Raw genomic sequence first — 24,271 nt, 5'->3', positions numbered from 1 at the left:
CTGACCGAAGGTAACCCGGACCCGATGTGGCTCGGGGGATATGTTCCGGAATCCGAAGGACCTACTGAGTTTGTCCGAGTCAACTCTGACCGAAAGCCAGCAGCGCGCCATGGGCGATCTGTTCCGCAAGATCGCGCCCGTGGCCGACGAGCTCGGCCGCCTGTTCGCGGCCAAGGGCCACGAGCTCGCCCTCGTCGGCGGGCCCGTGCGCGACCTGCTGCTGGGCCGCATCGGCAACGACCTCGACCTGACCACCGACGCCCACCCCGAGCGCGTGCTGGAGATCGTGCGCGACTGGGCCGACTCGGTGTGGACGATCGGCATCGACTTCGGCACCGTCGGGGTCCGCAAGGGCGACAAGCTCCTGGAGATCACCACTTACCGGAGCGAGTCGTACGACCCCAAGTCCCGTAAGCCGGACGTCATGTACGGCGAGACGCTGGAAGCCGACCTGGAGCGCCGCGACTTCGCCGTCAACGCGATGGCGGTGCGGCTGCCTGGACACGAGTTCGCCGACCCCTACGGCGGCCTGGCCGACCTGAGCGCCAAGGTGCTGCGCACGCCGGGCACGCCCGAGCAGTCGTTCGGCGACGACCCGCTGCGGATGCTGCGCGCCGCCAGGTTCGCCTCGCAGCTCGGGTTCCGGGTCGACGAGGCCGCGGTCGCGGCGATGACCGCGATGGCCGAGCGGATCGAGATCGTCTCGGCCGAGCGCATCCGCGACGAGCTCGACAAGCTGATCTGCGGCCGCCACCCGCGCGAGGGCCTGCGCCTGCTCGTCGAGACCGGGCTGGCCGCCCACGTGCTGCCCGAGCTGCCCAAGCTGCGGCTGGAGATCGACGAGCACCACCGGCACAAGGACGTCTACGAGCACACGCTGACCGTGCTCGACCAGGCCATCGCCCAGGAGGAGGACGGCAAGCCCGACCGCATCCTGCGCTGGGCCGCGCTCATGCACGACGTGGGCAAGCCCAAGACCCGCCGCCACGAGCCCGGCGGCCGCGTCTCCTTCCACCACCACGAGGTGGTCGGCGCGCAGATGACGAAGAAGCGGATGGCGGAGCTGCGCTTCCCCAAGGACGTGGTGTCCGACGTGTCGCGGCTGGTCGAGCTGCACCTGCGCTTCCACGGCTACGGCACCGGCGAGTGGACCGACAGCGCGGTGCGCCGCTACGTGCGCGACGGCGGTCACCTGCTCTCCAGGCTGCACAAGCTGACCAGGGCCGACTGCACCACGCGCAACAAGCGCAAGGCCGCCGCCCTGTCGCGCACCTACGACCAGCTCGAGGAGCGCATCGAGCGGCTGGCCGAGGAGGAGGAGCTGGCCAAGATCCGTCCCGAGCTCGACGGCAACGAGATCCAGCGGGTGCTCGGCGTCGGGCCGGGCCCGGTGGTGGGCCAGGCCTACAAGTTCCTGCTGGAGCTGCGCCTGGACAAGGGCGTGATCGGCGCCGAGGCGGCCACCGAGGCGCTGCTGGAGTGGGCGCGCGACAACGTCACGGGGTGACCGGCTGGCGCGGCTGGGTGATCGCCCGGTAGGCCAGCGCGCTCAGCAGGTAGCCGGCCACGATGATGGCCACGGCGAGATAGGACTTGCCGTTGGCCGGCAGGATGGCCGCCGACAGCGCCGCCGCCAGCACGTACATGCCGTTGAAGAGCATGTCGTAGACGGAGAAGGCGCGGCCTAGGTAGACGTCCTCGACGTCGCGCTGCACGGTCGTGTCGGCGCAGATCTTGACGCTCTGGCCGGCGATGCCGAGCACGAACCCGGCCACCGGCAGCCCCCATTCCTGGAACGGGATGACCAGCACGCCTGCCAGCACCCCGGCCGTGATGAGCGCGATCGGCACCCAGCGGGTGATCGTGAACCGCTCGGTGGCGTACGGGGTGATGATCACGGCGAGGAAGTAGCCGACGCCGGAGGTGGCCACGACCAGGCTGGCGCCGCTCAGCGCCGCGTCGGGGTCGCCGTCGGTGAAGTAGTAGCGGTAGAGGATGATGCCGAGCGCTGTCGCGATGCCGTAGAAGAACCGGTGCGCGGCCATCGCGCCCATCGTGGCGGCGGCCGTGCGGTGGCTGAGCAGGTGCCTGGCGCCGTCGGCGAGCCCGGCCACCACGTTGCGCAGCGCCTCGCGCGTCTGCGGACGCCCGGGGTCGTGGGCGGGGCCGAGCAGCGAGCGCTCCATCGTGCGCGCGACCAGCGCGCTGAGCACGGACACCACGCCGGACGTGGTCAGCAGCAGCGCCACCCCGAGGTCGCCGCCGCCGAACAGCCCGCGCAGCAGGAACCCGGCGCCCACGCCGACGAACGTCAGCACGGTGCCGGAGGTCGGCGTGACCGCGTTGGCGGCCATCAGCCGGTCCTGCGGCACCACGTGCGGCAGCGAGGCGCCCAGCGCCGCCAGGAAGAACCGGTTGACGCCCAGCACGGCCAGCGCCGCCGCGTAGAACACCGGATCGGGCACGTCGGCCGCCACCAGCGCGGCGGCGCCGCCCAGCAGCACACCGCGCACGATCGGCGCGATCATCAGGATCTGCCGCCGCGACCAGCGGTCGATGAACACCCCGACGAACGGCCCCAGCACGCTGTAGGGCAGCAGGAGCACCGCCAGGCCCGCCGCGACGCCCAGGGCGGTGGTCTGGTTTTCGGGGCTGAAGAAGGCGAATCCGAGAACGCCGAACTGGAAGATCCCGTCGGAGAACTGGGAGACCAGCCGCGTGCCGAACAGCCGTCTGTAATCCCGCCCCTGGAGAACGACGCGGAGATCGGCGACGAAAGACACGGCCTCAGCCTAGCCCGCGAAGAGGTTGGCACAGCAGGTTCGCATTCCGGTCCTGCCGCTGCTCATGATCACGTACGCTTCATAGCGTGACGACTGTGGAACACGTGGTACTCGTTGACGGCTCCGGCCACGCGCTCGGCACCGCCCCCAAGCTCTCGGTGCACACCGAGCACACTCCGCTGCACCTGGCCTTCTCCAGCTACGTCTTCGACCGGGAGGGCCGGGTGATGCTCAGCCGTCGGGCCTCGCACAAGCTGACCTGGCCCGGCGTGTGGACCAACAGCTGCTGCGGCCACCCGATGCCCGGCGAGCCGCTCGACCACGCCGTGCTCCGCAGGCTGTCGTTCGAGCTCGGCCTCAAGGTCGAGCGCGCCGACCTGGTGCTGCCCCGCTTCTCCTACCGGGCGGTCATGGACAACGGGGTCGTCGAGCACGAGCTGTGCCCGGTCTACCGGGTGGTGGCCGACAACGCCGAGTCGCCCAATCCGGACGAGGTGGACGAGACGCGGTGGATGCCGTGGCCGGTGTTCGCCGACGGCGTGCTCAACGGCCTGCTCGCGATCTCGCCGTGGTGCCGCGAGCAGGTGCCGCTCCTGGCCGCGCTCGGCCCCGACCCGCTGGCCTGGCCGGCCGCGCCGGACGACGAGCTGCCACCGGCAGCCCGCGTCCGGCTCGACTGAGCTTCGGCCCTGACCCGGAGGGTCAGCGCTCGACCTCGCCGCGGATGAACTTCTCCACGTAGTCGCGGGCCTGGTCGTCGGAGTACTGCTCCGGCGGCGACTTCATGAAGTACGAGGACGCGCTGAGGATCGGGCCGCCGATGCCGCGGTCGAGCGCGATCTTGGCGGCGCGGACGGCGTCGATGATGATGCCGGCGGAGTTGGGGGAGTCCCACACCTCCAGCTTGTACTCCAGGTTGAGCGGGGTGTCGCCGAACGAGCGGCCCTCGAGGCGCACGTAGGCGAGCTTGCGGTCGTCGAGCCACGGCACGTGGTCCGACGGGCCGATGTGCACGTCGGCCTTGGCCATCTCGTGCGGGATCTGCGAGGTGACCGACTGCGTCTTGGAGATCTTCTTCGACTGGAGGCGCTTGCGCTCCAGCATGTTCATGAAGTCCATGTTGCCGCCGACGTTGAGCTGGTAGGTGCGCAGCAGCTCGACGCCGCGGTCCTCGAACAGCTTGGCCATCACGCGGTGCGTGATGGTGGCGCCGACCTGCGACTTGATGTCGTCGCCGACGATCGGCACGCCCGCCTCGGTGAACTTCTCGGCCCACTCGGGGTCGGAGGCGATGAAGACCGGCAGCGCGTTGACGAAGGCGACCTTGGCGTCGATCGCGCACTGCGCGTAGAAGCGGTCGGCCTCCTCGGAGCCCACCGGCAGGTAGGACACCAGCACGTCGACCTGGGCGTCACGCAGCGCCTGGACGATGTCGACCGGGGCCTCGTCGGACTCCTCGATGATCTCGCGGTAGTACTCGCCCAGGCCGTCGAAGGTGTGGCCGCGCTGGACGGTCACCCCGGACGGCGGCACGTCCGTGATCTTGATGGTGTTGTTCTCGCTGGCGACGATCGCCTCGGACAGGTCGCGGCCGACCTTCTTGGCGTCGACGTCGAACGCGGCGACGAACTCGACGTCGCCCACGTGGTAGTCGCCGAACTTGACGTGCATCAGGCCCGGCACCCGTGTGGCCGGGTCCGCGTCCTTGTAATAGTGAACGCCCTGGACCAGCGACGCCGCGCAGTTGCCGACACCGACAATGGCCACGCGAACCGAACCCATCGCACTCGCTCCCTTACTCATCACTTGACGTGGTATCCCTCTCAGGCCTCTCGGAGGCCCGTCTCTCCGTTGCGATCAGCTCGTTGAGCCAGCGCACCTCCCGCTCGACCGACTCCAGCCCGTGCCGTTGCAGCTCGAGCGTGTAGCTGTCGAGCCGTTCGCGGGTGCGTGCCAGAGCGGTGCGGACGCTGTCGAGTCGCTCTTCGAGCCGGCTACGGCGGCCTTCGAGAATGCGCAGGCGCACTTCGGCCTCGGTGTGCCGGAAGAACGCGAAATGGACGCCGAAGCTCTCGTCCTCCCAGGCCGAGGGGCCGGCCTGGGTGAGCATGTCCTGCAGGCGTTCCTTGCCCTCCGCGGTCAGCTTGTAGACGATCTTCGACCGGCCGCCCACGATCGTCGAGGGAGCGGGCTGCTCCTCGGCGATGAGTCCTTGCGCCAGCAGGGAACGCAGGCAGGGGTAGAGCGAACCGTAGGAGAACGCGCGGAACATCCCGAGCAGAGCGTTGAGCCGTTTGCGCAGCTCATAGCCGTGTAGCGGCGTCTCGTGCAGCGACCCGAGCACGGCGAGTTCCAGCACCCTGCCTTGTCCGGCGGCCACGGGAATCGCCCCCTCTCGCGTCGATGTATCGAGCCGATACATCCCGAGGATACGTCGCTCCGCTATATGCCCGCAATCAATGAGTTCACCAAGGCGTTGGGATGAATCAGTAAAAAGCCGTAGTCTGGCGCTCATGTGGTCACAGAGAAGGGTGGTGGATTGCGGCCTTGCCAGACGGGCGGTCGTCCACTCCCCGCGTTCCGGGCGCGCCGCGTCCGGCGATCTCTGTGACGCACAGCCCAACCTCCTCCGGGCACGGGCAATTCGCCGCTTCGGCGAGCCGACCGAACGCCTCTGCCCGGTGTGCGAGGGGGAGAACGTCACCAACGTGACCTATGTCTACGGGGACTCCCGGAGCCGCCATGCCGGTCGGGCAAAGGTCACGTCAGGGCTCGCCGCAATGGCCCATGATTACGACGAGTTCCGGGTGTACGTGGTCGAGGTCTGCCAAGGTTGTTCCTGGAATCACCTGACGGTCTCGTTCGTCCTCGGGAACGGGCCGCCAGACGTGGCCGCACGACAGTAGAAGATCTAGACGAGGACGGCGAGGAGCCACGCCCTGAAACGCCGTGCTATCCGACGACGATGCGAGGACGTGTGAGTTACAGCAGCAACGAGGGGACGGCCCGCCCTGGTAGGCGCCGTCGTTCCGGCTCGTCCCGTTCCGTGCCCCAGGATCCCGCGCCGCAAACCGGCGATTCCGGCTGGGGCTCCACGCCGCCCGCGCGTCGTCCCGAGGCGGCCTACGAGCAGACCGGGGCGATGGCCGCGCAGCCGTACAACGAGCCGCCGGGACGCGAGAACCCGCGCCCGCAGCAGCCTCGGCCGGACCTGCGGCCCCCCTCACAGCCTGTGACGCCTCCCCACCCCGGCGCGCCCGCGCACCCCGGGACGCCCTCGCCGTCCGAGGCCCCGGAGCCGCGCCGCCGCGCGGCCGGGTCCCGCAGGCGCTCCGAGCAGGCGCCGGCCCGCTCGCACGCCGACCAGGAGACCATGATCAGCGAGTCGCCCCCGAGGCGCTCGCGCAGGAGCGGCGGCGGCCCCGGCGGGCCGACCGAGCCGCCCGGCCCGCCCAAGGGCGGCGACAGGCCAGGCTGGCGGCGCTTCATCCCGAGCTGGAAGCTCGTCGTGGCCAGCTTCGTGGTGCTCTCCGCCGGCGTCTTCGGCATGATCGCGGTCGCGTACGCCAACACCCCGGTGCCCCGAGAGGACCAGGTGCAGGACGGCGTCTTCGACCAGGAAAGCATCATCTACGACGTCCACAAGAAGGAGCTGGCCCGCCTCGGCACCAAGCGCCTCCCGCTCGAGTTCGAGCAGATCCCGCGGCACGTACAGGACGCGGTGATCGCCGCCGAGAACAGCTCGTTCCGTGAGGACTCCGGCATCTCGTTCTCCGGCATGGTCCGCTCGCTGTGGAGCACCGTCTCCGGCCAGCAGGTGCAGGGCGCGTCCACCATCACCCAGCAGATGGCGCGCGGCTACTACGACGGCCTCTCCAAGGAGGTCACGATCCAGCGCAAGGTCAAGGAGATCTTCGTCGCGGTCAAGCTGAACAAGGTGCTGACCAAGGACACCATCCTCAAGCAGTACCTCAACACCATCTACTTCGGCCGGGGCGCCTACGGCATCGGCGCCGCAGCCGACGCGTTCTTCAACAAGAAGGTCGGCCAGCTCACCCCCGAGGAAGCCGCCTACCTCGCGGGCCGCATCCAGAACCCGAGCGCCTTCGACTCCGCCGAGAAGTCCGGCAACCTCGCCCCCACCGAGGAGCGCTACGTCTACGCGCTCGGGCAGATGGCCAAGCTCGACCCCAAGGCGTACGGTCACCTGCCTGCCAAGTCGCCCAAGTCGCCCAAGCGCATCAAGGACAAGCCCAAGCAGATCTTCGCCGGCCTCAAGGGCTACATGGTGCAGACGGTGCTCAACGAGCTGGAGAGCACCCTCAAGATCGACCGCGAGGAGGTGGAGAAGGGCGGCTACCGCATCTACACCTCGCTCGACCCCAAGCTCATGCGCGCCGCCCGTGACGCGGTCAGGCAGCACACCAAGGGCCTGCCCGAGGAGATCAGCACCACGATGGCCGCGGTCGACCCGCGCAACGGCCGGATCATCGCCTTCTACGGCGGCGACGACTACACCAAGGACGCCTGGAACGACGCCTTCCTCTCGCAGAAGCAGGCGGCCTCGGCGTTCAAGCCGTACGTCCTCGCGGCCTGGCTCGACGCCGGCTACAGCCTGCGCAGCTACGTGCCGACCAAGGGCCCGGTCAAGCTGCCCGGCACCACCCCGATCGACAACGACCACGGCTTCAAGACCTCGGCCGTCGACGTCGTCACCGCCACGGCCAGCTCCGTCAACACCGCCTACGCGAAGATGGGGGAGAAGGTCGGGCTCGACAAGGTCATCGAGATCGCCTCGAAGGCCGGGCTCAGCAAGCAGCGGCTGGAGGACGCCGAGTCGCGCCACCACTACCTGATCACCATCGGCAGTGGCCAGGTCACCGCCGTCGAGCAGGCCGGCGGCTACTCGATCTTCGCCAACGCCGGCAAGCACTACGACAACCACGTGATCATCCAGGTCAAGGACCGCAACAAGCAGACGATCTGGAACGAGAAGAAGAGCTTCGCCCAGGTCATCACGCCGGAGGCCGCCGCCGACGCCACCGCCGCGCTGCAGGCCGTCGTCAAGTCCGGCACCGGCGGCAACGCCGCGCTCTACGACCGGCCGGTGGCCGGCAAGACCGGCACCAACAACGACAACAAGGAAGCCTGGTTCGTCGGCTTCACCCCGCAGGTGTCGACCGCCGTCGGCCTGTTCCGCCAGGAGTGCCGCACCAAGACCGGCAAGGTCGTGCAGCCGGTGAACGACAACTGCCCGTGGTTCCGGGGCAAGAACCCCGACCGGGAGAAGAAGTACACGCCGCAGAAGCCGTACAGCACGGCGTTCGAGGTGCCTCTCGGCGCGGCGTTCCAGGGAGCGACCTACCCGGCGGCGATCTGGAAGACCTTCATGACCGAGGCCATGAAGGGCAAGGAGGTCATCCAGTTCCCGGCCCGGGTCGACGCCGGGATCTCCGAGGACCTGGTGCCCAAGCCGGAGCCCACCCCGACGCCCAGCGACACGCCCGACCCGGACGCCGAGTTCCCCGGCGAGGACTGCGGCTTCGACAGCCCGTGCGACGAGGACTCCGACGTCTCCAACGAGACGACCGAGAACCCGTTCCCCGAGGATGAGGAGGACGGCGGCTTCCTCGGCGACAGCGGCGGCGACGGCGGCGGTGGCGGCGCGGCCGTGCCAGGGCCGACGCCCGGCAACCGCCAGTTCCCATGGTGAAGTCCGACACGGCGGTGCGCCGGCCGTTCGTCGCGCGCGCCGTCCCGTACCTGCCCCTGGGACTGTTCGCGGCCCTGGGGGCGACGCTGGCCTACCTGGTGCGGCTGCCCTGCCGCTCCGGGGGCTGGAACGACCAGGTCACCGTCTACACCAACTTCTGCTACACCGACATCTACCCGCTCTACTTCGACCGGCAGCTCGCCACCGAGAACCCGTACTTCGCCGACGTCATCGCCGAGAAGCACGTCGAGTACCCGGTGGTGCTCGGCGAGGTGATGCAGGTCATCGCCTGGCTCGTGCGCCGCTTCGAGCAGGACGTGACCGGCCAGGCGGTGCTGTTCTACGACCTCACCGTCATCCTCATGGGGATCTCGCTGGTGGTCGGCGTCCTGCTGATGGCCGCCGTCGCCGGCCCCACCCGCCGCTGGGACGCCCTCTGGTACGCGCTCGCGCCCGCCGTGGTGCTGGCCGCCTACATCAACTGGGACCTGGTCGCCGGGGCGCTGTCGATGGGCATGCTGCTGGCCTGGGCGCGCAAGCGGCAGGTGCTGGCCGGGGTGCTGCTCGGGCTGGCGATCGCCACCAAGTTCTACCCGCTGATGTTCCTCGGCGCGCTGTTCCTGCTCACGCTGCGCACCGCCCGGTGGCGGCCGTTCCTGGTCACGCTGGCCTCGACGGCGGTGGCGTGGCTGGTGGTCAACCTGCCGTTCATGGTGCTCGCCTGGGACGGCTGGCGGCGCTTCTACGTCTTCTCGCAGGAGCGCGGCGTCGACTGGGGATCGCCGTGGCTGTTCTTCCAGCGCAAGGGCTGGCCGGTGCTCGGCACCCTGGACGTGAGCGTGCTCGGCATGGCGTCGCTGGCGCTGTGCTGCCTGGCCATCGCGGTGCTGACGCTGACCGCGCCGCAGCGGCCGAGGCTGGCGCAGATCTGCTTCCTGGCGCTGGCCGCGTTCATGATGACGAACAAGGTGTGGTCGCCGCAGTTCGTCCTCTGGCTGGTGCCGCTGGCCGTGCTGGCCAGGCCCAACTACCGGCCGCTGGTGCTGTGGCAGCTGGCCGAGGTCTGGTACTTCTTCGCCATCTGGCTCTACCTGCTCAACCAGGCGCCGCTCAGCCGGACCGATCTCGGCATCGGGGACGACACGTACTTCACCGCCGTGTGGGGGCGGGTCATCACGATCGGGATCATGATGGCGTTCGTGGTGCGTGACATCCTGCGGCCGGCCAAGGACGTGGTCCGGCAGGCGGGGGTGGACGACCAGGTGGGCGGGGTGTTCGACGGAGCTCCCGACCGGTTCACGTTGCGAGCTGCCGGCTAGTTCATGATCACCCGCTCCACCGGCAGGGACGCGCTGCTGATCTGGTTCGCCACGCGTGCCGGGTTGCTGGTGACGACGCTGCTCGGCGTCACGCTGCACGAGTACGTGGACCGGTGGCGGCAGTGGGACGCCGGGCTGTTCGTCACCATCGCCGAGCACGGCTACGACGGCGACCCCGGGCAGCCGCGCGACGAGGGGCTGCCGGCCTTCTTCCCGGGGCTGCCGCTGGCGCTGCGCGCGGTCCATCTGGTGGTGCCCGACTGGTCGGCTGCCGGGCTGATCGTGTCGCTGGCGGCCGGGGCGGTGGCGATGGTGGCGCTGGCCCGGCTGGCCGAGTTCGAGGGGGCCCGCGGGTGGGTGGCGGTGCTGGCGCTGGTGCTGTTCCCGCCCGCGGTGTTCCTGGCCGCCGGCTACAGCGAGTCGCTGTTCCTGGCGTTCGCGATCCCCGCCTGGCTGGCGGCGCGGCAGGGGCGCTGGCCGGCCGCCGTGCTGCTGGCGGCGGGGGCGTCGTGCGTGCGCATCACCGGGCTGTTCCTGGCCGCCGCGCTCGTCGTGGAGTTCGCGGCGAGCCGGGAGCCGGTGCGGAAGGCGGGCTGGCTGCTGGTGCCGTTCCTGCCGCCGGCCGCGTACTCCGCCTTCCACTTCGCCCGCTCGGGCGACTGGCTGGCCTGGAAGCACGCGCAGGAGGCCGGCTGGGGGCGCGAGCTGGTGTGGCCCTGGGAGTCGTGGGCGGTGACCTGGGACTCCGCGATGGGCGACGGCGACATGGCGGCGGCCTTCCGGATGGAGATCGCCGGGGCCGTGGCGGCCGTGGCCGTGCTGGTGTGGCTGCTGGCGCTGCGCCGCTGGAGCGAGGCGGTCTACGTGGGGCTGCAGGCCGGGGCGCTGATGACCTCGGCCTACTACCTGTCGCTGCCGCGCTCGCTGCTGCTGTGGTTTCCGCTGTGGGTGGCGATCGCCCAGGTCGCCACCCGGAGGCAGTGGGTGATCATGGCCTACGCGCTGGTCTCGGGGCCGCTCATGGTGCTCAACACCGCCCGGTTCCTCTCGGGCGCCTGGGCGGGCTGAACCCCTTACCCACTTTGCCGCGTCGACAATCCAGGGAAGTTATCCACAGGCTGTGTGTTTCCGCTAGAGATTCTTCCTCAGGAAGGCGATGTCCTCGGCTTGACCTTCGGCTGGGGTCTCCACCACGATCGGCGCGCCGGCCGCCCGGCACACCTCCAGGATCAGCTCGGGGTCGATCTTGCCCTTGCCGAGGTTGGTGTGACGGTCGGCGCCCGAGCCGAAGTCGTCACGCGAGTCGTTGCAGTGCACCAGGTCGATCCGGCCGGTGATCGCCTTGACCCGGTCGACCAGGCCAGGCAGCTCCTCGCCGCCCGCGTGCGCATGGCAGGTGTCGAGGCAGAAGCCCACGTCGAAGCCGTCGAGCGCGTCCCACAGCCGGGCCAGCCGGTCCAGGCTGCGCGCCATCGCGTTGTCGCCGCCCGCCGTGTTCTCGATCAGCACCGGGATCGGGCACTCCAGGCGCTCGAACACCTTGCGCCAGTTGTCGAAGCCCGCCTGCGGGTCGTCGTCCTTGTTGAGGTGGCCGCCGTGCACGATCAGGCCCTTGGCGCCGATGCTCGCCGCCGCCTCCAGGTGTTGCGACAGCAGCTTGCGGCTCGGGATCCTGATGCGGTTGTTGGTCGAGGCCACGTTCACCAGGTAGGGGGCGTGGATGAAGATGTCGACGCCCTCGACCGGCCGGTCCGGCAACTCCGGCTTCTTGTAGCCCTGCGGGTTGCCGAGGAAGAACTGCACCACGTCGGCGCCGATGGCCGCGGCGTGGGCGGCTGGGTCGTCCTGGCCGACGTGAGCTCCGATGCGCACCATGTCAGCGAGCCTATCCGTTTGGACGGCGTGCCCAGGGGAAGTCGCCTTGCACCCCCTGACCCCCGAGGAGCACGGCATGAGCCGCTGGCGCTGGCGATCCCTGATATTCCTGATCTACGTCGTGATCGGCATCTACGTGGCGTGGGTCTACGACTACATCACCCCCGCCGTACTCAGGGACGTCGCCGAGGCGCTGCTGGCGGTCTTCCTGTGGTTCCTGATCCTGCTCGGCGTCGACCTGCACATCGGCGGCTGAGGACGCCGCGCGGACTTACGGGCGGACTTACGGCAGGAAGCGGAGTTACGGCAGGAAACCGCCTCTGGCGATGCCCAGCGCGGCGCCGACGAACGAGGCCACCAGGCCCACGATGTTCAGCGAGCGCTGCGGCGTGGTCGCCGAGACGTACTGCGAGTAGAGGCCGATGCCGAAGCCGAGCGTCCCGGCCCAGGACGCGATGACGTGGCCGCCCGGGAAGAACGTGGCGCCGAAGGCCACGAGGCCGCACACGAGCGTGGCGACCGCGAAGGCGTTCTCGACCGGATGGGCGCGGCCGTCGGTGTTGAGCGTGAGCCGGACGCGTTCGCGCTGCGTGGGCTGGAGGACGTGTGGCATTGCGAACCACCCCCTTGTTTATCTGTGCCTTCCCATCCACGAGCTGCTGGTAACCTGAACGACGCTGCGTTGTGATGGGTGACCCGTCACCCCCGGGCGCCGAAAGGGGCGGCCAGGGCCCGCGCAGCGTCCTCCTGTCACGGCAGAGTGTCGTGACCGCAGAGTCCAGAGGAGGTTGGAGTCCCGCATGCGTCGTTACGAAGTAATGGTCATTCTGGACCCTTCGCTCGATGAGCGCACCGTGGCGCCGTCCCTCGACCAGTTCCTCACCGTGGTCCGCAACGACGGCGGCACCGTGGAGAAGGTCGACGTCTGGGGCCGTCGCCGTCTTGCCTACGACATCGACAAGAAGTCCGAAGGCATCTACGCCGTCATCGACCTGTCCGCGGAGCCCGCGACGGTCAAGGAGCTCGACCGGCAGATGAACCTCAACGAGGGCATCCTGCGCACCAAGGTCCTGCGTCCCGACGTGCACTAAGCACCGGCTTTTGTCGGAGCAGCCCCCTACTCTGGGCCGTAACCAAAGCGAAGGCGTGCAGGAAGGCGAGCGCTGGCCATGGCAGCAGGCGACACCGTAATCACCATCGTCGGCAACCTTGTCGACGACCCGGAGCTGCGCTTCACCCCGACGGGGCAAGCGGTGGCTCGATTCCGCATCGCGTCCACTCCGCGGTTCATGGATCGTCAGACCAACGAGTGGAAAGATGGCGAAAGCCTCTTCCTGACCTGCAACGTGTGGCGGCAGGCGGCGGAGAACGCCGCCGAAAGCCTCCAGCGCGGCATGCGGGTCATCGTTCAGGGGCGGCTCAAGCAGCGGTCTTACGAGACCAAGGAAGGCGAGAAGCGCACCGTCTACGAGGTCGAGGTCGACGAGGTCGGCCCGTCCCTGCGCAACGCCACCGCCAAGGTCAACCGCACCTCCCGTCAGGGTGGCGGCGGTGGCGGCTTCGGCGGCGGTCCGGCCGATGACCCCTGGGCCTCTGCCTCGCCCGCTCCGCCTCAGGGCGGCGGCGGTTTCGGTGGCGGCGGCGGCGGTTACCAGGGCGGCGGCCAGCAGCAGGGCGGCGGCAACTCCGGCGGCTTCGGCGGCGGCGGCGATTTCAGCGACGAACCGCCTTTCTAGACCCAGTCCACCAGCCCGAGTCCATTCCCGCCTGACGGCGGGGCTCTGAAAGGAGCACCACGATGGCAAAGCCGGCACTGCGCAAGCCCAAGAAGAAGGTTTGCCTGTTCTGCCACGACAAGATCTCCTACGTCGACTACAAGGACACGGCCCTGCTGCGGAAGTTCATTTCCGACCGTGGCAAGATCCGTGCGCGCCGGGTGACGGGCAACTGCACCCAGCACCAGCGCGACGTGGCGACGGCGATCAAGAACGCCCGTGAGGTGGCTCTGCTGCCTTACACGAGCACCGCGCGCTAAGGAGGCCTGTCGAAATGAAGCTCATCCTCACGAACGAGGTCTCCGGCCTCGGCGCCCCCGGCGACGTTGTCGAGGTCAAGGACGGCTACGGCCGTAACTACCTCATCCCCCGCGGCTACGCCATGCGCTGGACGCGTGGCGCCGAGCGGCAGATCGAGTCCATCAAGAAGGCTCGTGACGCCCGCGAGATCCGCGACCTGGGCACGGCCAAGGAGGTCGCCGGTCAGATCGGCGCCCTGCGTGTCCGTCTCACCACCCGCGCGGGCGACTCCGGCCGCCTGTTCGGCTCGATCACCACGGGCGACATCGCCGACGCCGTCAAGGCTGCCGGTGGCCCGGTGCTCGACCGCCGCCGCATCGAGATCGTCAACCCGATCAAGAGCGTCGGCTCCCACAAGGTGACCGTCAAGCTGCACCCCGAGGTCTCGGCGTCGGTCGACGTCGAGGTCGTCGCAGGCTGACGCTCTCCCGCTTCGCCGGCGGCCCCCTCCCGTTCCCGGGAGGGGGCCGTCGCCGTCTCGCCAGCCGGACCGCAGGTGGGGGCGGTTGGCGCGCAGCGTAGAATCCCTTTTCGTTCTTTTCTTCGCGTTCCCCCTGGAGGCTCCGCCATGGCCCGTCCCTCGATGCTGCTCGCGCTCGGCGCGCTCGCGGCGGCGGCCGTAGCCTGTGCGCCCGTCGACAACACCGCCGACACGGCCGCCCCGGCCCCGACGGTGTCCACCGCGTGCACCAAGGACCAGCTCAACCTCGTCAACGCCGGCAAGCTGACGATCGGGACCGACAAGCCCGCCTTCGAGCCGTGGTTCAAGGACGACGACCCGAGCAACGGCCAGGGCTTCGAGAGCGCGGTCGCGTTCGCGGTGGCCGGCGAGCTCGGCTTCGACCGGGACGAGGTGCAGTGGACCACGGTCAAGTTCGACTCGGCGTTCGCCCCGGGGGCCAAGCAGTTCGACTTCGACATCAACCAGGTGTCGATCAGCCCGGAGCGCGCCCAGGCGGTCGACTTCAGCAAGGGCTACTACACGGTCAAGCAGGCGGTCGTCACCGCGGGCGACGGCAAGTACGCCGGGGCCAAGACACTGGCCGAGCTCAAGGACGCCAAGTTCGGCGTCCAGGTCGGCACCACCTCGCTGGCGGCGGTGCAGGAGGTCATCAAGCCGGCCAAGGAGCCCAGCGTCTACAACGACCAGGGCGACGCCGTCAGCGCGCTCAAGAACGAGCAGGTCGATGCCATCGTGGTGGACCTGCCCACGGCTTTCTACGTGACGGCCGCGCAGGTCGAGGGCTCCAAGATCGTGGGCCAGTTCAGCTCGACGGGCGGCGCGCCCGAGGAGTTCGGCCTGGTCATGGAGAAGGGCAGCGCGATCAAGTCGTGCGTCGACAAGGCCGTCGAGACGCTCAAGTCCAAGGGTGAGCTGGCCAGGATCGAGCAGGAGTGGCTGAGCTCGGCGGCGGGCGCGCCGGAGCTGAAGTGACCGCCGGCCCCACCTGGGTCAAGAGCGAACGGCAGCAGGAGCGCGAGCGGATCCGCCGGTCACAGGGCCGGCGGAACGCCTCGATCGCCACCGCCTCGGTCCTCGTGTTCGTCGTGCTGCTGGCGACGATCGTCACCAACGCGCCCGGCTGGACGAGGGTGCAGGCGGCGTTCTTCAACGCCGACAGGTTCCGCGAGTCGCTCCCGGACGTGGCCGAGGGGTTCCTGCTCAACATCAAGATGTTCCTGATCACCGAGCCGCTGGTCCTGGTGGTGGGCCTGTTGGTGGCGCTGGCCAGGAACGTCAAGTCGCCGGCGTTCCTCCCGATCCGCGCGCTGGCCACGCTCTACGTGGACGTGTTCAGGGGCGTGCCGACGCTGCTGGTCATCTACCTGGTCGGGTTCGGGCTGCCCGCGCTCCGGTTGCAGGGCATCCCGAGCGACCCCGCGACGCTGGGCATCATCGCCCTGACGTTGTCCTACGGCGCGTACGTGGCGGAGGTGTTCCGGGCCGGCATCGACTCGGTCCACCCCAGTCAGATGGCCGCGGCCAGGTCGCTGGGCCTGAGCCAGGCCAAGGCGATGCGGTTCGTGGTGCTGCCGCAGGCGACCCGCACGGTCGTGCCGCCGCTGCTGAACGACTTCATCTCGCTGCAGAAGGACACTGCGCTGGTGGCGACGATCGGGGCCCTGGAGGCGCTGCGGCAGGCGCAGATCCACACGTTGGACAACTTCAACTACACCCCCTACCTGGTGGCGGCGCTGCTGTTCATCCTGCTGACGATCCCGATGGCGCGGTTCACCGACCATCTGGCCGAGCGGACACGAAGGAGGCGGGGCGCGTGAGCCTGCTCAGCATCGAAGGAGTGTGGAAGCACTTCGGCGACCACAGCGTGCTGCGCGGCGTCGATCTGGAGGTGCACGCGCACGAGGTGGTGACGCTGATCGGGGCGTCCGGGTCGGGCAAGTCGACGCTGCTGCGCTGCGCGAACCTGCTGGAGACGGTCGACGACGGCGTGATCCGGCTGGACGGTGAGGAGATCACCGATCCGCGCGTGGACGTCGACGGGGTGCGCAAGCAGCTCGGCATCGTGTTCCAGGCGTACAACCTGTTCCCGCACATGACGGTGCTGGCGAACATCACGCTGGCGCCGCGTCAGGTGCACGGGGTGCCGAAGGAGCGGGCTGAGGAGGAGGCGCGTGACCTGCTGTCCAGGTTCGGGCTGGCGGACAAGGCGGGCGCGTACCCTGACCAGCTCTCGGGAGGGCAGCAGCAGCGGGTGGCTGTGGTGCGGGCGCTGGCGACGCGGCCGAAGCTGATCCTGCTGGACGAGGTGACGTCGGCGCTGGACCCGGAGCTGGTGCGGGAGGTGCTCGGCATCATCCGTGAGCTGAAGGAGTCGGGCATGACGATGCTGCTGACGACGCACGAGATGTCGTTCTGCCGGGAGATCTCCGACACGGTGTGCTTCCTGGACGGCGGTGTGCTGCTGGAGAAGGGGCCGCCGGAGCAGTTGTTCGACGATCCGCACCACGAGCGCACCCGGGCGTTCCTCCAGGGTGTGCGGGAGTCGGGGCGGCTCTAGCGCCGGTGCCGGCCGCGCCCGTGGGGCAGGGGCGGGGGTGGCCGCTCGCCGCCTGCCAGCAGGCTGTGGCGGCGGCCGTACGCGAGGTAGACGAGCAGCCCGAAGGCCATCCACAGGGCGAACCACGCCCAGGTCTGCACTCTGAGGTTCACCATGAGCCAGAGGGTGGCCAGCAGCGACAGGACGGGCAGCAGCGGGGAGAGCGGCACCCGGAAGCCGCGTTCGAGCTCCGGCATGCCGCGCCGCATGGTGATCACCCCGGCCGCGACGAACAGGAACGCGAACAGCGTCCCCATCACGACCAGCTCCTGCATGGTGAGCACGGGCACGAACTCGGCCAGCAGGATCGCGGTGGCGCCGATGACGAGGGTGACGCGGGAGGGCGTGTGGTAGGCGCGGCTGATGACGGCGAGCCGGCGGGGGATGAGCCCGTCGCGGGCCATGGAGAACAGCACCCGCGTCTGCCCCACGATCAGCACGAGGATCACCGTGGTCAGCCCGAGCACGGCTCCGGCGTCGATGACGTGGACCATCCAGTCGATCCCGGCGGCCTGGAAGGCGCTGGTGAGGGGCGCGGCGACGGCGATGCCGGTGTGCGGCACCATGCCGACCATGACGGCCGCCACGGCGATGTAGATGACGGTGGCGACGACGAGTCCGCGGATCATGCCCTTGGGCACGACGGTGCGCGGGTTGACGGTCTCCTCGGCGGCGGTGGCGACGATGTCGAAGCCGATGTAGGCGAAGGCGATGGCGGGCGCCGCGGCGAACACCCCGAACCAGCCGAACACCTGCCCCTGCCCGGTGAACAGCTCCAGCACGGTCGCCGACGGGGTGGCGGCGGGCTGCGGCTCCGCGTAGAAGCCGGCGTAGTTGGCGGGGTCGACGTGGAGGACGCCCACGACGACGACGGCGCCGATGGCCAGCAGCTTGGCCGACACCATGATCCACAGGGCGCGCAGCCCGATCCGGGCGCCCATCGCGACGACGGCGGTGAGCAGCACCAGGATGAGCAGCACGAGCCCGTCCTCGACCAGCTCCGGGTACGGGACGCGTACCCCGGTGTTGGCGATGGCGCCGACGGCGATCCGGCCCCACGCGCGGGCCACCACGGCGGCGGCGAGCTGCAGCTCCAGGATCAGCGCGCAGCCGATGACCCACGCCCACACCTCGCCGAAGATGACGTACGTGAACGTGTAGGCGCTGCCGGAGGCCGGCATGGTGGACGACAGTTCGGCGTAGCAGAGGCAGGCCAGCAGGCAGGCGATGCCCGCGATCATGAAGGAGAGGATGACGCCGGGCCCGGCCACGGTGGCGGCCTGCTGGCCGGCGATGCTGAAGATGCCGGCGCCGATCATCACGCCGAGGCCGAGCACGACGAGGTCGCCGGTCCGGTAGACCTGGGCCAGCCTGTGCCGGGCGCCGGTGCGTAACCCGGTGGCCTCGGCCGGTGGCAGACGTCGTGTGATTGTGGACAAGACACACCCCGCTCGTGTGACTCGCCCACAGTGCATCACCACTCAGGCAACAGCAAGCACGGTACGGTCACGCCCCGGTCACCAGCCAGGCGGTGCCGGAGGCCCGGAGGGTCAGCGTGATCAAACGTGCAATCATCCACAGGCCGAGCGCGCACCAAAGTGCAACGATGCCGAATCCGGCGGCGAGGAAGGCGGCAGGCAGGTACGCCAGCGTCGTCCACACGCCCGCCCAGGCGAGGTAGCGCTGGTCGCCCGCGCCGATGAGGACGCCGTCGAGGACGAACACCACGCCGCAGATCGGCTGGAACAGCGCGACAGGCCAGAGCACGGCCAGCAGTTCGGCGGTGACCTGTGGATCGGCGTCGAACAGGCCGGGCAGCAGCGGCCGTGCCGCGACGACGACCAGCGCGAGGGCCGCGCCGGACCAGACGCCCCACACCACCATGCGCCGGGTGGCGGCCCTGGTGGCGGCCACGTCGCCGGCGCCGAGCGCCCGCCCGGTGATGGCCTGCCCGGCGATGGCGATGGCGTCGAGCGCGAAGGCCAGCATCGTCCACACCTGTGTGGCGATGGCGTACGCGGCGAGCTCGGCCTGGCCCATCCGGGTGGCGATGACGGTGGCGACCAGGAGCACGATGCGCAGGCAGACGGTCCTGATGAGCAGGGCGAACCCGGCGGTGCCCGCCTGCCCGATCCCGGCCGGGTCGGGGCGCAGCGGCGTGCCCAGCCGCCGCGCGCCCTTGACGACGACGGTCACGTACACGACGGCGCCGAGCGTCTGCGCGAGCACGGTGCCCCAGGCGGAGCCGGCGATGCCCCAGCCGAGGCCGAGCACGAACCAGGCGTTCAGGATCGCGTTGAGCGCGAACGAGCCGATGGCCACCACGAGCGGCGTGACGGTGTCCTGGAGACCGCGCAGCACGCCGGTGCCCGCGAGCACGACGAGCATGCCGGGGGTGCCCAAAAGGCTGATGCGCAGGTACGTGACGGCTTCCTGGGACTGCTCGGGGCTTGCGCCGAACAGGTCGACGATGGCCGGGGCGAGCGGCCAGCAGGTGACGATGAGCGCCGCGCCGATGGCCAGCGCGAGCCAGATGCCGTCGACGCCGCTGCGCATGGCCCGGTCGTGGTTGCCGGCGCCGGTCTGCCGCGCGACGGACGCGGTGGTGCCGTAGGCGAGGAAGACGCACAGGTTGACGAGTGTCGTCAGGACGGCGCCGGCGACGCCCAGCGCGCCGACCGCCTGGGTGCCCAGCCCGTGGCCCACGATGGCGTAGTCGGCGAGCAGGAAGAGCGGCTCGGCGACCAGCGCGCCGAACGCGGGCACGGCAAGCCGGAGGATTTCCCGGTCCTGTCGGGTAATGGGCATCTGTACAGTATGCCCCTTACTCCGCGTGTCGGGCCAACTTTCTTTCCTCCACAGCCGGTGGATACTGTCTTCGCAGGTCAGAATAGGTGTGAAGGATCTTTTCCACAGTTATCCCCAGCTCCGTCCACAGGCATTTCACACCCTGGGGCGGTTCGTACACAGCTTGACCACAGGGTTTTCCACAGGCCGCGTTGCCGTCAGGGCGCAGAGCCGCGAAACTGTCACCCCGGTCGACTACAAGTGGGGGTGGTGCGACCGCCTGCAAGTCTCGAGGGGGCGCGGTGAGCATTGACGAAGAGGTCGGCGCAGGGCCGGGCTTCGAGCGCACCCCGCCGAGCAACATCGAGGCGGAGCAGTCCGTCCTCGGCGGCATGCTGCTGTCGAAGGACGCGATCGCCGACGTGGTCGAGATCATCCGTTCCGACGACTTCTACCGGCCCGCCCACCAGATGATCTACGAGGTCATCACCGACCTCTACGGCCGGGGCGAGCCCGCCGACGCCGTCACGGTCTTCGACGAGCTGCAGAAGCGCGGCGAGATGGCCCGCGTCGGCGGCGCCGCCTACCTCCACACGCTGACGGCCGTCGTCCCCACCGCCGCCAACGCCGGCTACTACGCGAAGATCGTCCGTGAGCAGGCGATCCTGCGGCGGCTCATCGAGGCCGGCACCCGCATCGTCTCCTTCGGCTACGGCGGCCAGAACGAAGAGGTCGACGACCTGGTCGACCGCGCCCAGGCGGAGATCTACAAGGTCACCGAGCGGCGCACCTCCGAGGACTACGCGGCGCTGGCCGACATCATGCCCGGCGCCCTCGACGAGCTGGAGGCCATCGGCAGCCGCGGCGGCCAGATGGTCGGCGTGCCCACCGGCTTCCAGGACCTGGACCAGCTCACCAACGGCCTGCACCCCGGCCAGATGATCGTCGTCGCGGCCCGCCCGGCCATCGGCAAGGCGCTCGCCCTCGACACCCCGCTGCCCACCCCGACCGGCTGGACCACGATGGGTCAGGTCGAGGTCGGCGACCTGCTCATCGGCGCCGACGGCAGGCCGACCCGGGTCGTCGCCGCGACCGAGGTGCTGCACGACCGGCCCTGCCACGAGGTGGAGTTCGCCGACGGCACGGTCATCGTCGCCGACGCCCAGCACCAGTGGCGCACCGCCGACGGCGTCCTGCGCACCACCGAGGAGCTCGACCCCGGCCACGACGTGGCGCTGCCCGCCGCCTTCCGGCTCGACGAGCAGGAGCTCCCGCTCGACCCCTACCTGCTGGGCCTCTGGCTCGGCGATCGGGCCGGCGCGGGCGTGAGCGACCCGGCGCTCGCCGAGGTGCTGCGCTCAGACGAGCTGCACAAGGGCCTGGCCGCGCTCGGCCTGCTCGCCGCCGACCGCGTCCCCGCCGCCTACCTGCGCGGCTCCGAGCGGCAGCGTCGCGACCTGCTGGCGGGCCTGCTCGACGCCGACGGCCACGTCAACAGCGCCGGGTGGGTCCAGTTCGCCGCCACCGACCGGCGCCTCGCCCACGACGTGCGCGAGCTCGCGCTGACCCTCGGCTACCACGCCACGATCACCACCGAGCCCATCAGGGGCCGCGCCGGCGTGCCCTCCGCCCGCTACACGATCGGGTTCGCCACCGCCGACCGCGTCTTCCGCCTGCCCGGCCGCCAGCCCGGCGCCGCGGGCCGGCCCTCCCACGAGATCGTCGCCGTCCGCCCGGTCGAGACCCGCCCCGTACGCTGCGTCGAGGTCGACAACGCCGACCACCTCTACCTGGCGAGCCGCGCCTGCGTGCCCACCCACAACAGCACGCTCGGCCTCGACTTCGCCCGCTCGGCCGCCATCAAGCACGGCATGACCACGGTCATCTTCTCCCTGGAGATGTCCCGCAACGAGATCACCATGCGTCTGCTGTCGGCCGAGGCCCGCGTCGCCCTCCACGCCATGCGCTCGGGCATGATGGGCGACGACGACTGGACCCGCCTGGCCCGCCGCATGAGCGAGGTGGCCGAGGCCCCGCTGTTCATCGACGACTCGCCCAACATGTCGATGATGGAGATCCGGGCCAAGTGCCGCCGCCTCAAACAGCGCAACGACCTGCGCTTCGTCGTCATCGACTACCTGCAGCTGATGAGCTCGCCGAAGAAGACCGAGAGCCGCCAGAACGAGGTCTCGGAGATCTCCCGTGCGATCAAGCTGCTGGCCAAGGAGCTGGAGGTCCCGGTCATCGCGATCTCCCAGCTCAACCGTGGCCCCGAGCAGCGCACCGACAAGCGCCCCCAGGTGAGCGACCTGCGCGAAAGTGGATCGATCGAGCAGGACGCCGACATGGTCATCCTGCTGCACCGCGAGGACGCCTACGAGCGCGAGTCCCCGCGCGCCGGTGAGGCCGACCTGATCGTGGCCAAGCACCGTAACGGCCCCACGGCGACGGTGACGGTCGCCTTCCAGGGCCACTACAGCCGCTTCGTCGACATGGCCCAGCACTAGGCCGCCCGGCGGCTCACTCCGTCGTCTGGTAGACGGCCAGGGTCAGCGTGCCGGGGCGGCGCTCGTACGCGGTGACGCCGCCGGCCGAGACCCTGAGCCGGACGGTCACCTTGCCGTCGGCGCCGGGCCGCACCGTGCCGAGCTCGCCGACGCTGAACGTGCCGCCCGAAGGCGGCTCCCAGCACCTGGCGGAGCCCTTGGGCGGACGGCCGTTGACGCTGGTCTCCGCGTGCACCCGGCCGGCGATCGCGCCCGTGCAGTAGGCGACCACCGTGAGCGGCCGGTCCGTGGGCGGGAGCGTGAGCGTCACGCCGTGGCTCTCGGGCCAGGAGACCGTCCTCGCGGTGAGGAGCCGGTACCGGTCGCCGATCGTCGCGGGCGGCGTCTCCGTCGGCGCCGGACCCGGGGACGCGGGCGGCGTCCACTCGTAGATGCCGAACCGCCACCTGCCCGGCCGGCCCGGCACGTCCTTGGCGGCCTTGCCCATCGTCATCGTGAACGTGACCTCACGCGCGCCGCCGGGCAGCGGCGCGAGGTCGGCCGGCCGGTTCTGCTCGCACGAGCCGTGCAGGCCGTCGAACGTCAGGGGGAACCACCGGCGCGTCCCCGCCACCTTGGCGGTGACCGTGGGCACGTAGAACGGCGTGCTCGGCGGGCAGTCGGCCATGACGGCCAGCGGTTTCCCGCTCACCGGCACCTTCGCCGACACCGTCCTGGCGGCCGGCGCGTCCAGCGTGACCGTGGCGAGACGGCGGTAGACGGTCCCGTCCGCCGCCTCGAACCGGGCCGGGAGCTGCTTCGGGGCACTGGCGGTGATCGTGCCCTCCTTCTCGGGCGCCGGGCGTACGCCGAGCAGGCTCCAGCCCACCGCGACCGACGCCACGACCGACGCCGCCACGACGCCCGCGACCGCGACGACGGCGGCGCGGCGGCGTCGCGCCGCCGGCGCGCGGGCGCGCAGCCGCTCCCACGGGATCGGACGGTCCAGCGCCGGACGGCTGCGCTCCTCCAGCAGCTCGTACAGGTCCCTGTGGTCGATGGGCACGCCCTTACCCCTTCCTCGCGTACGCGGCCGCGAACGATGCGTCGACGCGCAGCTTGGCCAGCGCCCTGCTCGTCTGGCTCTTGACCGTCCCCACGCTGCAGCCCAGCGTCCTGGCGGTCTGGACCTCGGTCATGTCCTCGAAGAAGCGCAGCACCACCACGGCCCGCTGGCGGGCCGGCAGCCGGCCCAGGAGCTCCCAGACGAGCCGGCGCTCGTCCGCCTGATCCATGCGGTCGGAGTCCTGCGCCCGGTCGGGCGGCGCGCCGGTGGTGATCTCGGCCTGTCTCCAGCGCCGCCGCCACCATGACACGTGCTCGTTCACGATGATCTTGCGTACGTACGCCTCATGCTCCTCGCGAACGCGCGGCCAGACCACCCAGACCTTCATCAACGCCGTCTGCACCAGGTCCTCGGCCACGGCCCAGTCCCTGGTCAGCAGATAGGCGGTGCGGAGCAACCGATGCCATGCCGCCGCGACGAACGCGTCGTACTCCGATCGATCCGCCATCCCCCGAGCCTTTCCTCAGTGACAATCACCGGTACTACGCGGCCGGGGCGCGGAAAGGTTGCCTGGGGGAGAGGGGCAGCGGCCGGGGCGCGGAAAGGTTGCCTGGGGGCGGGGGTCAGCGGCAGGAGGCCGGAGGGCAGATGCGGGTGTCGATGCGGCGGGCGCCGGGGCCCTCCTCGCCGAGGCGGTCGTGGGCGTTGGCGAGCGCGCACCGGTCGAGCGACAGGCAGCCGCAGCCGATGCAGTCGGTGAGGTCGTCACGCAGCCGCTGGAGCTGGACGATGCGGTCGTCGAGCTCCCTGCGCCAGGCGGCCGACAGCCGCGCCCAGTCGTCGCGGGTGGGGGTGCGCTCCTCGGGCAGCTCGGCGAGGGCGTCGGCGATGGTCTTGAGCGGGATGCCGAGCCGCTGCGACAGCCGGACGAACGCGACCCGGCGCAGGGTGTCGCGGGTGTAGCGGCGCTGGTTGCCGGCGGTGCGGCGGCTGGAGATCAGGCCCTTGGTCTCGTAGAAGTGCAGGGCCGACACGGCGACGCCGCTGCGCTCGGCGAGCTGGCCGACGGTCAGCTCCTTGGAGTTCCATGCCACGTTGGTCACAACCT

25 protein-coding genes are annotated in these 24,271 nt (G+C 70.2%); 15 read left to right on the top strand and 10 right to left on the bottom strand.

All coding sequences use genetic code 11. The features are described 5' to 3' along the window. Positions 1 to 109: 109 nt before the first annotated feature. On the top strand, positions 110 to 1,507 hold the full coding sequence (locus ACBI99_RS39410) for a CCA tRNA nucleotidyltransferase (RefSeq protein ID WP_375074794.1): 1,398 nt from the start codon (positions 110 to 112) through the stop codon (positions 1,505 to 1,507). Here ACBI99_RS39410 and ACBI99_RS39405 read toward each other — a convergent pair. Next, positions 1,497 to 2,783 carry an MFS transporter gene (locus ACBI99_RS39405; protein ID WP_375074793.1) on the bottom strand — a complete coding sequence of 429 codons (1,287 nt, stop codon included), beginning with the start codon at positions 2,781 to 2,783 and terminating at the stop codon, positions 1,497 to 1,499. The two genes, ACBI99_RS39410 and ACBI99_RS39405, sit on opposite strands and share 11 nt — an antisense overlap. 86 nt (positions 2,784 to 2,869) lie before the next feature. Here ACBI99_RS39405 and idi point away from each other — a divergent pair, with 86 nt between their 5' ends. Next, a complete protein-coding gene (idi, locus tag ACBI99_RS39400; RefSeq protein WP_219504402.1) occupies positions 2,870 to 3,463 on the top strand; it encodes an isopentenyl-diphosphate Delta-isomerase in 594 nt (197 codons plus the stop codon). A gap of 22 nt (positions 3,464 to 3,485) precedes the next feature. Here the strand turns inward: idi and ACBI99_RS39395 are convergent, their stop codons facing one another. Further along, on the bottom strand, positions 3,486 to 4,565 hold the full coding sequence (locus ACBI99_RS39395; protein WP_219504404.1) for an inositol-3-phosphate synthase: 1,080 nt from the start codon (positions 4,563 to 4,565) through the stop codon (positions 3,486 to 3,488). A gap of 13 nt (positions 4,566 to 4,578) precedes the next feature. Next, positions 4,579 to 5,163: a PadR family transcriptional regulator gene (locus tag ACBI99_RS39390; RefSeq protein ID WP_219504419.1), complete on the bottom strand. Its 585-nt coding sequence runs from the start codon at positions 5,161 to 5,163 to the stop codon at positions 4,579 to 4,581. Positions 5,164 to 5,242: 79 nt separating this feature from the next. Here ACBI99_RS39390 and ACBI99_RS39385 point away from each other — a divergent pair, with 79 nt between their 5' ends. From ACBI99_RS39385 to ACBI99_RS39370, 4 genes are all read left to right on the top strand, one after another. Continuing rightward, positions 5,243 to 5,689 carry a DUF5318 family protein gene (locus tag ACBI99_RS39385; protein ID WP_375074792.1) on the top strand — a complete coding sequence of 149 codons (447 nt, stop codon included), beginning with the start codon at positions 5,243 to 5,245 and terminating at the stop codon, positions 5,687 to 5,689. A gap of 140 nt (positions 5,690 to 5,829) precedes the next feature. After that, positions 5,830 to 8,496, top strand: a complete 2,667-nt coding sequence (locus ACBI99_RS39380) for a transglycosylase domain-containing protein (RefSeq protein ID WP_357592567.1) — start codon at positions 5,830 to 5,832, stop codon at positions 8,494 to 8,496. After that, positions 8,490 to 9,815, top strand: coding sequence for a glycosyltransferase family 87 protein (locus ACBI99_RS39375; protein ID WP_219504409.1), 1,326 nt, complete (start codon positions 8,490 to 8,492; stop codon positions 9,813 to 9,815). Before ACBI99_RS39380 ends, ACBI99_RS39375 begins: the two co-directional genes overlap by 7 nt. Before the next feature lie 3 nt (positions 9,816 to 9,818). Further along, positions 9,819 to 10,883: a mannosyltransferase family protein gene (locus ACBI99_RS39370; protein WP_375074791.1), complete on the top strand. Its 1,065-nt coding sequence runs from the start codon at positions 9,819 to 9,821 to the stop codon at positions 10,881 to 10,883. A 63-nt stretch (positions 10,884 to 10,946) separates the two neighbouring features. Here ACBI99_RS39370 and ACBI99_RS39365 read toward each other — a convergent pair whose 3' ends face one another. After that, positions 10,947 to 11,690, bottom strand: coding sequence for a deoxyribonuclease IV (locus tag ACBI99_RS39365; protein ID WP_219519980.1), 744 nt, complete (start codon positions 11,688 to 11,690; stop codon positions 10,947 to 10,949). Positions 11,691 to 11,766: 76 nt separating this feature from the next. On the opposite strand from ACBI99_RS39365, the gene ACBI99_RS39360 reads away from it, so the two are divergent. Then, on the top strand, positions 11,767 to 11,946 hold the full coding sequence (locus ACBI99_RS39360) for a hypothetical protein (RefSeq protein ID WP_219519978.1): 180 nt from the start codon (positions 11,767 to 11,769) through the stop codon (positions 11,944 to 11,946). A gap of 45 nt (positions 11,947 to 11,991) precedes the next feature. On the opposite strand, the gene ACBI99_RS39355 is transcribed toward ACBI99_RS39360, so the two are convergent. After that, the gene (locus ACBI99_RS39355; RefSeq protein WP_219519976.1) at positions 11,992 to 12,303 is read right to left on the bottom strand and encodes a hypothetical protein; all 312 of its coding nucleotides are present in this window, start codon (positions 12,301 to 12,303) and stop codon (positions 11,992 to 11,994) included. A 187-nt stretch (positions 12,304 to 12,490) separates the two neighbouring features. Between ACBI99_RS39355 and rpsF the strand changes: the two genes are divergently transcribed. The 7 genes from rpsF to ACBI99_RS39320 all read left to right on the top strand — a co-directional run bounded on the left by rpsF (position 12,491) and on the right by ACBI99_RS39320 (position 16,785). Next, on the top strand, positions 12,491 to 12,781 hold the full coding sequence (rpsF, locus tag ACBI99_RS39350) for a 30S ribosomal protein S6 (protein ID WP_026214314.1): 291 nt from the start codon (positions 12,491 to 12,493) through the stop codon (positions 12,779 to 12,781). Positions 12,782 to 12,859: 78 nt separating this feature from the next. Then, positions 12,860 to 13,426: a single-stranded DNA-binding protein gene (locus ACBI99_RS39345; protein WP_219519973.1), complete on the top strand. Its 567-nt coding sequence runs from the start codon at positions 12,860 to 12,862 to the stop codon at positions 13,424 to 13,426. Positions 13,427 to 13,488: 62 nt separating this feature from the next. Next, positions 13,489 to 13,725 carry a 30S ribosomal protein S18 gene (rpsR, locus tag ACBI99_RS39340; protein WP_020543048.1) on the top strand — a complete coding sequence of 79 codons (237 nt, stop codon included), beginning with the start codon at positions 13,489 to 13,491 and terminating at the stop codon, positions 13,723 to 13,725. 14 nt (positions 13,726 to 13,739) lie between these two features. Beyond that, positions 13,740 to 14,186: a 50S ribosomal protein L9 gene (gene rplI / locus ACBI99_RS39335; RefSeq protein WP_219519971.1), complete on the top strand. Its 447-nt coding sequence runs from the start codon at positions 13,740 to 13,742 to the stop codon at positions 14,184 to 14,186. A gap of 147 nt (positions 14,187 to 14,333) precedes the next feature. Further along, positions 14,334 to 15,200, top strand: a complete 867-nt coding sequence (locus tag ACBI99_RS39330; RefSeq protein WP_375074790.1) for an ABC transporter substrate-binding protein — start codon at positions 14,334 to 14,336, stop codon at positions 15,198 to 15,200. After that, positions 15,161 to 16,045 carry an amino acid ABC transporter permease gene (locus ACBI99_RS39325; RefSeq protein WP_375074789.1) on the top strand — a complete coding sequence of 295 codons (885 nt, stop codon included), beginning with the start codon at positions 15,161 to 15,163 and terminating at the stop codon, positions 16,043 to 16,045. The genes ACBI99_RS39330 and ACBI99_RS39325 overlap by 40 nt, the downstream gene beginning before the upstream one ends. Continuing rightward, positions 16,042 to 16,785 (top strand): amino acid ABC transporter ATP-binding protein, encoded by a 744-nt coding sequence (locus ACBI99_RS39320; RefSeq protein WP_219508155.1) that lies wholly within the window; start codon positions 16,042 to 16,044, stop codon positions 16,783 to 16,785. Before ACBI99_RS39325 ends, ACBI99_RS39320 begins: the two co-directional genes overlap by 4 nt. Here ACBI99_RS39320 and ACBI99_RS39315 read toward each other — a convergent pair. Then, positions 16,782 to 18,263, bottom strand: coding sequence for an APC family permease (locus tag ACBI99_RS39315; protein WP_246645505.1), 1,482 nt, complete (start codon positions 18,261 to 18,263; stop codon positions 16,782 to 16,784). The two genes, ACBI99_RS39320 and ACBI99_RS39315, sit on opposite strands and share 4 nt — an antisense overlap. A gap of 67 nt (positions 18,264 to 18,330) precedes the next feature. After that, complete coding sequence (locus tag ACBI99_RS39310) at positions 18,331 to 19,632, bottom strand: MATE family efflux transporter (RefSeq protein WP_219508157.1); 1,302 nt, start codon at positions 19,630 to 19,632, stop codon at positions 18,331 to 18,333. A gap of 281 nt (positions 19,633 to 19,913) precedes the next feature. Here ACBI99_RS39310 and dnaB point away from each other — a divergent pair, with 281 nt between their 5' ends. Then, the gene (dnaB, locus tag ACBI99_RS39305) at positions 19,914 to 22,118 is read left to right on the top strand and encodes a replicative DNA helicase (protein WP_375074788.1); all 2,205 of its coding nucleotides are present in this window, start codon (positions 19,914 to 19,916) and stop codon (positions 22,116 to 22,118) included. Positions 22,119 to 22,131: 13 nt separating this feature from the next. On the opposite strand, the gene ACBI99_RS39300 is transcribed toward dnaB, so the two are convergent. The 3 genes from ACBI99_RS39300 to soxR all read right to left on the bottom strand — a co-directional run bounded on the left by ACBI99_RS39300 (position 22,132) and on the right by soxR (position 24,266). After that, complete coding sequence (locus tag ACBI99_RS39300) at positions 22,132 to 23,163, bottom strand: hypothetical protein (RefSeq protein ID WP_375074787.1); 1,032 nt, start codon at positions 23,161 to 23,163, stop codon at positions 22,132 to 22,134. A gap of 4 nt (positions 23,164 to 23,167) precedes the next feature. Beyond that, positions 23,168 to 23,671: a SigE family RNA polymerase sigma factor gene (locus ACBI99_RS39295; protein WP_219508160.1), complete on the bottom strand. Its 504-nt coding sequence runs from the start codon at positions 23,669 to 23,671 to the stop codon at positions 23,168 to 23,170. Between the two features lie 115 nt (positions 23,672 to 23,786). Beyond that, complete coding sequence (soxR, locus tag ACBI99_RS39290) at positions 23,787 to 24,266, bottom strand: redox-sensitive transcriptional activator SoxR (RefSeq protein ID WP_219508161.1); 480 nt, start codon at positions 24,264 to 24,266, stop codon at positions 23,787 to 23,789. Positions 24,267 to 24,271: the final 5 nt, after the last annotated feature.

The sequence above is a fragment of the Nonomuraea sp. ATR24 genome (assembly GCF_041950485.1).
Taxonomy (GTDB): domain Bacteria; phylum Actinomycetota; class Actinomycetes; order Streptosporangiales; family Streptosporangiaceae; genus Nonomuraea; species Nonomuraea ceibae.
Note: the sequence above shows the minus strand (reverse complement) of the source record. Positions and strands in the feature narration are given on the sequence as shown.

Excerpts from the sequence above, each read along its gene's own strand:
- ACBI99_RS39410 (WP_375074794.1), top strand. The coding sequence starts at position 110 with ATGGGCGATCTGTTCCGCAAGATCGCGCCCGTGGCCGACGAGCTCGGC.
- ACBI99_RS39395 (WP_219504404.1), bottom strand. The coding sequence starts at position 4,565 with ATGGGTTCGGTTCGCGTGGCCATTGTCGGTGTCGGCAACTGCGCGGCG.
- ACBI99_RS39385 (WP_375074792.1), top strand. The coding sequence starts at position 5,243 with ATGAGTTCACCAAGGCGTTGGGATGAATCAGTAAAAAGCCGTAGTCTG.
- ACBI99_RS39375 (WP_219504409.1), top strand. The coding sequence starts at position 8,490 with ATGGTGAAGTCCGACACGGCGGTGCGCCGGCCGTTCGTCGCGCGCGCC.
- ACBI99_RS39370 (WP_375074791.1), top strand. The coding sequence starts at position 9,819 with ATGATCACCCGCTCCACCGGCAGGGACGCGCTGCTGATCTGGTTCGCC.
- ACBI99_RS39365 (WP_219519980.1), bottom strand. The coding sequence starts at position 11,690 with ATGGTGCGCATCGGAGCTCACGTCGGCCAGGACGACCCAGCCGCCCAC.
- ACBI99_RS39360 (WP_219519978.1), top strand. The coding sequence starts at position 11,767 with ATGAGCCGCTGGCGCTGGCGATCCCTGATATTCCTGATCTACGTCGTG.
- ACBI99_RS39355 (WP_219519976.1), bottom strand. The coding sequence starts at position 12,303 with ATGCCACACGTCCTCCAGCCCACGCAGCGCGAACGCGTCCGGCTCACG.
- rpsF (WP_026214314.1), top strand. The coding sequence starts at position 12,491 with ATGCGTCGTTACGAAGTAATGGTCATTCTGGACCCTTCGCTCGATGAG.
- ACBI99_RS39345 (WP_219519973.1), top strand. The coding sequence starts at position 12,860 with ATGGCAGCAGGCGACACCGTAATCACCATCGTCGGCAACCTTGTCGAC.
- rpsR (WP_020543048.1), top strand. The coding sequence starts at position 13,489 with ATGGCAAAGCCGGCACTGCGCAAGCCCAAGAAGAAGGTTTGCCTGTTC.
- rplI (WP_219519971.1), top strand. The coding sequence starts at position 13,740 with ATGAAGCTCATCCTCACGAACGAGGTCTCCGGCCTCGGCGCCCCCGGC.
- ACBI99_RS39330 (WP_375074790.1), top strand. The coding sequence starts at position 14,334 with ATGGCCCGTCCCTCGATGCTGCTCGCGCTCGGCGCGCTCGCGGCGGCG.
- ACBI99_RS39310 (WP_219508157.1), bottom strand. The coding sequence starts at position 19,632 with ATGCCCATTACCCGACAGGACCGGGAAATCCTCCGGCTTGCCGTGCCC.
- ACBI99_RS39295 (WP_219508160.1), bottom strand. The coding sequence starts at position 23,671 with ATGGCGGATCGATCGGAGTACGACGCGTTCGTCGCGGCGGCATGGCAT.